Genomic DNA, 4,537 nt, shown 5'->3' with positions numbered 1-4,537 from the left:
GGCAGCCCGGCTCGCGGAGGGATCAAGCCTGACCGCCCGGAGCGAGCCGAGCTGCCCGGAAACCCCCACGCCAAATCACCGATGATCAGCCACGTACCGGGACGGGTCCTTGTCCAGGAACGGCAGATTCCGCCCGTTCTTGTGCTCCCCGTAGAACCGCAACCACCGCGCCCCCAGCTCCGCCCGCAGCTCCACACCGGCGTGCCGGCGGAAGTCGGGCAGCGCCTCGTCCTCCTCCTCGGCCAGGTGCTCGCTGTTCTCCCGGCGGGCCCGCCACACCGCCGCCCACCACTCGTCCGAGCCGACCTCGTGCCGCTTCGACTCGGCTATCGCGTCCCGGATCTTGTTGTGGTCGCCGATCGCGTCCTCCGTCTCGTCCGCACCGTCGTCGCCGTGCTTGACCAGGTGCGGGTAGAGGATCGCCTCCTCCGCCTCCGCGTGGATGTCCAGGTGCAGAGCGAGCGCCTCCCAGATCGCCAGCAACTCGGTCGGGTCGCGGGCGTCGTCGAGCCGGGCGAAGCCGCGCCGGAAGGCGGCGTGGTCGTCGAGGATCAGTGCGGTGATGTCGTCCATCGTGGTCACCTTCCGAAGCGGGCGCGGATCAGCTTGGGTGCGGCGGCCAGCCCGGTGACCGGCCGGAACGCGTGGGCGGCGGTGCGCAGGGCGGCGTACTCGTCGTCGGCCAGGTCGATCTCGGCGGCGGCCGCGTTGCGCTCCATCTGCTCCACGCTCGACGCGCCGGGGATGGCCACCACGTTGGGATGACGCAGCAGGTACGCCAGGGCGATCTGGCTCGGGGTGGCGTCGTGCGCGCCGGCCACCTCCCGCAACGTGCCGATCAGCTCGGTGCCGCGGGCCAGGTTCTCCGGCAGGAAGTACGGGTTGGCCCGGCGGACCGCCCCCCTCGGCAGGTGGTGGGCGTCGTAACGGCCGGAGAGGAAGCCCTGCCCGAGCGGGCTGTACGCGATGACGATCCGGCCGGCCTGCTGCGCGTACGGGATCAGGTCCTCCTCGGGCCCCCGGTCGATCATGCTGTAGCGGACCTGGTTGCTCAGCACCCGGCGGCCGAGCGCGGCCTCGGCGAACCGCCAGCGGCGCAGGTTGTAGTTGCTGACCCCGACCTCGCCGACCAGCCCGACGTCCTGCAGGGCGCGCATGCCGCGCATGGTGGTGGTGTCGGCGACCACCGGGTTGGGCTGGTGGACCTGGTAGAGGTCGATGCTGGTGACGCCGAGCCGGGCGGCGGAGGCGACCGCCCGCTGCTGCACCACCGCGGCGACCGGCAGCACCGGGAAGACCTTGCTGGCCACGACGACCTTGGCCCGGTCGTCGCCGAGCGCCGCGCCCAGGACGCGCTCGCTGCGCCCGAAGCCGTAGATCTCGGCGGTGTCGAAGAGGGTGACACCGAGGTCGAGCGCCCGCCGGACGATCTCCGCGGCCCGGCGCTCGTAGTCGGGGCCGTAGCCCCACTCCCGCGACCCGAACTGCCAGGTACCGAGGCCGATCTTGGAGATGGGCTTGGGGGTGTCGAGCTGCACGAAGCGCATGGCCTCGAAGCTACCCAAGAGGAGGGGCCGGCACGCCCGTTCCGCAACCGCCGGCACCCGGGCGGAGTCCACGAGCCGGGAGGCGTCCCGCCTGCACCACGGCCGGTGATCCGGCCGCCGACTAGGGTCGGGGCGTGACCTACCTCGCCGCTGACAAGCGTTACGACTCGATGCCCTACCGGCGGACCGGGCGCAGCGGACTGCGCCTGCCCCCCATCTCCCTCGGGCTGTGGCACAACTTCGGGCCGGACCGGCCGTACGAGCGGCAGCGGGACATCGTCCGGCGCGCCTTCGACCTCGGCATCACCCACTTCGACCTGGCCAACAACTACGGCCCGCCGCCCGGGACGGCCGAGGAGAACTTCGGCCGGATGCTTGCCACGGACCTGAAGCCGTACCGGGACGAGCTGGTGATCTCCAGCAAGGCGGGCTACCTGATGTGGCCCGGCCCGTACGGCGAGTGGGGTTCGCGCAAGTACCTGATCTCCTCGCTGGACCAGTCGCTGCGCCGGATGGGGCTGGACTACGTCGACATCTTCTACTCGCACCGGTTCGACCCGGACACCCCGCTGGAGGAGACGATGGGCGCGCTGGACGCCATCGTCCGCTCCGGCAAGGCGCTCTACGTCGGCATCTCCAACTACAACTCGGAGCAGACCGCCCAGGCCGCCGCGATCCTGCGCGACCTGGGCACGCCGCTGCTGATCAACCAGCCGTCGTACTCGATGTTGAACCGCTGGACCGAGAGCGACGGGCTGCTGGACACCCTGGCGGAGGTCGGCGCCGGCTGCATCGCCTACAGCCCGCTGGCGCAGGGCCTGCTCACCGACCGCTACCTGGGCGGCATCCCGGCCGACTCGCGGGTGCGCACCAGCGTCTTCCTCAACGAGAGCGACCTGACCGAGGAGAGGATGGCCACCATCCGCGGGCTGGCCCAGGTCGCCGAGCGGCGCGGCCAGAGTCTGGCCCAGCTCGCCCTGGTCTGGGCGCTGCGCGACCCCCGGATGACCAGCCTGATCATCGGCGCCAGCAGCGTCGCCCAGTTGGAGGGGAACGTCGCCGCGCTGGCCAACCTCGACCTGTCCGCCGAGGAACTGGCCGAGATCGACCGCCACCTGGGCTGAGCCGGGATCGTCGGACCGCACCGCTAGCGTCCGCCATCAAGCAGCCGCGGTGGTGCGGTCCGACCGACGAAGGGCAGACTCGATGGGCGCGTCCGGCTGGAGCTACACCGTCCCCTGGCAGCCCGACCCCGGACCGGCGCTGCGCGAACTCCAGGCCCGGGTCTTCGCCGCCGGTGACTACTGGTGGGCGGAGGGCGGCTACTGGGTCAGCAACGAGGACGTCCCGGCGGAGAAGCGGGCCGCCGTCCCACCGCCGGCGACGCTGGCCGAACTGATCGCAGCGGAGGCGGTTGCCTACGACGGCACCCATTCGATCCTGGACATGGCCCGGGTCCTGCAGCCGGGCGAGGAGCCCGAGCACTGCACGGTAGAGATGGTGACCGCCGAGGAGGCCTGGCGGATGGTCGGCACCGACCGGCCGACCCGGGCACACCTGGACGCCCTGGACGGCCTCGTTCGGGGCAGGTGGCTGGGCCGGTGCGTCGCCCTCCACGACGCCGACGGCAACCCGACCGGGCTGCACTTCTGGGGCTACTCGGGGGACTGACCTCACCAGATTCGGCGGCGGCCGGCGCGGTGGTTGCGGATCCCGCACGGCCGGACGAACGGGGTGGCGCCGGCCCGGCGCAGCCGCCTGCTGACTGCCGCCAGCAGCAGCACGGAGACGACCGCTGCCACGCCGGCCGCCAGCGGCCAGCGGAACGCGTCGGTGTCAGTTCCTCCCGCGACCGTCGGGACGGTAAGCGGCGCGGCCGCAGCGACCGGGGTACCCGCCGGGGCGGCACCCGACGCCGGCCGGAACACCACGTCGGAGCAGGAATAGTAGGTGTCCTGGGTGTCGGAGTTCTGCCAGATGACGTAGATGATGTGCCGGCCGCTCCGGTCCGCCGGCAGCCGCCCCGGCAGCTGGTAGGCGCCGTCGCGGATGGGCGGGTCGGTGACCGTGAGGAATGGCTTCTCCGCCAGGTCGGCCCAGGTGAGCTTCCGGGTCGGGGCGTACGAGTCGGTGGTGGCGTAAAACCGGAACGTCCCCTTGTGCGGGATGGTCGTCCGGTAGCGGAAGGTGAACCGGGCGCCGGCCGTGAGCGTGGTGGCCGGCCAGTCGGCGCGCGGCAGGTTCAACCCGCGGTACGCGGACAGCCCGCCGCTGCACAGCTCGCCGTCGGGAATGCGTTGCCGGTCCCGGCCGTCGACCCGGGCGACCCGGATGTTGTCCCATTCCCGTAGGGCGGCACCGGCGGCGACGGCGGCCCGGCAGGCCGGCGTCTCCGCCCGACCGCCCTCCGGGCCGCAGGCCGCCGCCCGGCTCAGCGGGCTGGTGGGAGCGCCGTGCGCGCTCGCCGGACCGGCGGCGCCCAGCAGGATCGCGACGGCGGCCGCGGCGGCGGCGAGCGTGCGGCGTACGACCATGGTCTTCGACCTCCCCGCCACTGGTACGGGCGCGGAGCGGTAAAGGTTCGACCCGACTCAGCGCGGTGGGTCGGATCACCGGGCCGGCCCGTTCTGCCGGCCGAACGGACGGTCGGGGCGGCGGTGGACCCTCGTCGCCCCCTACAGTGACGGGCACCCGTTGATCAAGGAGCGTGCTTGTGTCCGAGCCGCCGTCGACTCCAGACACCCCGCCAGCCGGCTCCCCGCCCGGCGGCCTCTCCGCCGACGTCCCACCGCACCTGCTCGTCATGCCCTCCGTGGAGGGCGCGCCGCCCGGCATGGTGTGGCCGGGCCCGGAGGGCCAGCCGGCGTGGGCCATCCCGGTGATCGTGCCGCCCGGCACCCGCGGCTACGCGCTGTTCCTGCCGCTGGTCGCGGCGGGCGAGGCCGCGCCGGCCGTCACTTCCGGGCCCGGCCACACCATGCCGGGCGGCG

5 protein-coding genes and 1 pseudogene are annotated in these 4,537 nt (G+C 73.0%); 3 read left to right on the top strand and 3 right to left on the bottom strand.

The window, feature by feature from the left end; genetic code table 11:
* Nucleotides 1-75 precede the first annotated feature (75 nt).
* A complete protein-coding gene (locus ACWEVO_RS30935; protein WP_452311000.1) occupies nucleotides 76-573 on the bottom strand; it encodes a hemerythrin domain-containing protein in 498 nt (165 codons plus the stop codon).
* Nucleotides 574-578: 5 nt separating this feature from the next.
* Entirely contained in the window at nucleotides 579-1,547 is a 969-nt protein-coding gene (locus tag ACWEVO_RS30930; RefSeq protein ID WP_452310999.1) for an aldo/keto reductase, read from the bottom strand.
* Nucleotides 1,548-1,681: 134 nt separating this feature from the next.
* On the opposite strand from ACWEVO_RS30930, the gene mgrA reads away from it, so the two are divergent.
* Both mgrA and ACWEVO_RS30920 read left to right on the top strand, forming a co-directional pair.
* Nucleotides 1,682-2,671 carry an L-glyceraldehyde 3-phosphate reductase gene (mgrA, locus tag ACWEVO_RS30925; RefSeq protein ID WP_452310998.1) on the top strand — a complete coding sequence of 330 codons (990 nt, stop codon included), beginning with the start codon at nucleotides 1,682-1,684 and terminating at the stop codon, nucleotides 2,669-2,671.
* Between the two features lie 82 nt (nucleotides 2,672-2,753).
* Nucleotides 2,754-3,218: a hypothetical protein gene (locus ACWEVO_RS30920; protein ID WP_452310997.1), complete on the top strand. Its 465-nt coding sequence runs from the start codon at nucleotides 2,754-2,756 to the stop codon at nucleotides 3,216-3,218.
* Nucleotides 3,219-3,220: 2 nt separating this feature from the next.
* Here the strand turns inward: ACWEVO_RS30920 and ACWEVO_RS30915 are convergent, their stop codons facing one another.
* Nucleotides 3,221-4,081, bottom strand: coding sequence for a lytic polysaccharide monooxygenase auxiliary activity family 9 protein (locus ACWEVO_RS30915; protein WP_452310996.1), 861 nt, complete (start codon nucleotides 4,079-4,081; stop codon nucleotides 3,221-3,223).
* Between the two features lie 179 nt (nucleotides 4,082-4,260).
* On the opposite strand from ACWEVO_RS30915, the pseudogene ACWEVO_RS30910 reads away from it, so the two are divergent.
* Nucleotides 4,261-4,537: pseudogene (locus ACWEVO_RS30910) on the top strand (hypothetical protein); the annotation flags it as partial.

The sequence above is a fragment of the Micromonospora sp. NPDC003776 genome (genome assembly GCF_053605645.1).
Note: the sequence above shows the minus strand (reverse complement) of the source record. Positions and strands in the feature narration are given on the sequence as shown.

What these genes read in the sequence shown, in the direction of transcription:
- ACWEVO_RS30935 (WP_452311000.1), bottom strand. Translation starts at nt 573, where the DNA reads ATGGACGACATCACCGCACTGATCCTCGACGACCACGCCGCCTTCCGG.
- ACWEVO_RS30930 (WP_452310999.1), bottom strand. Translation starts at nt 1,547, where the DNA reads ATGCGCTTCGTGCAGCTCGACACCCCCAAGCCCATCTCCAAGATCGGC.
- ACWEVO_RS30920 (WP_452310997.1), top strand. Translation starts at nt 2,754, where the DNA reads ATGGGCGCGTCCGGCTGGAGCTACACCGTCCCCTGGCAGCCCGACCCC.
- ACWEVO_RS30915 (WP_452310996.1), bottom strand. Translation starts at nt 4,081, where the DNA reads ATGGTCGTACGCCGCACGCTCGCCGCCGCCGCGGCCGCCGTCGCGATC.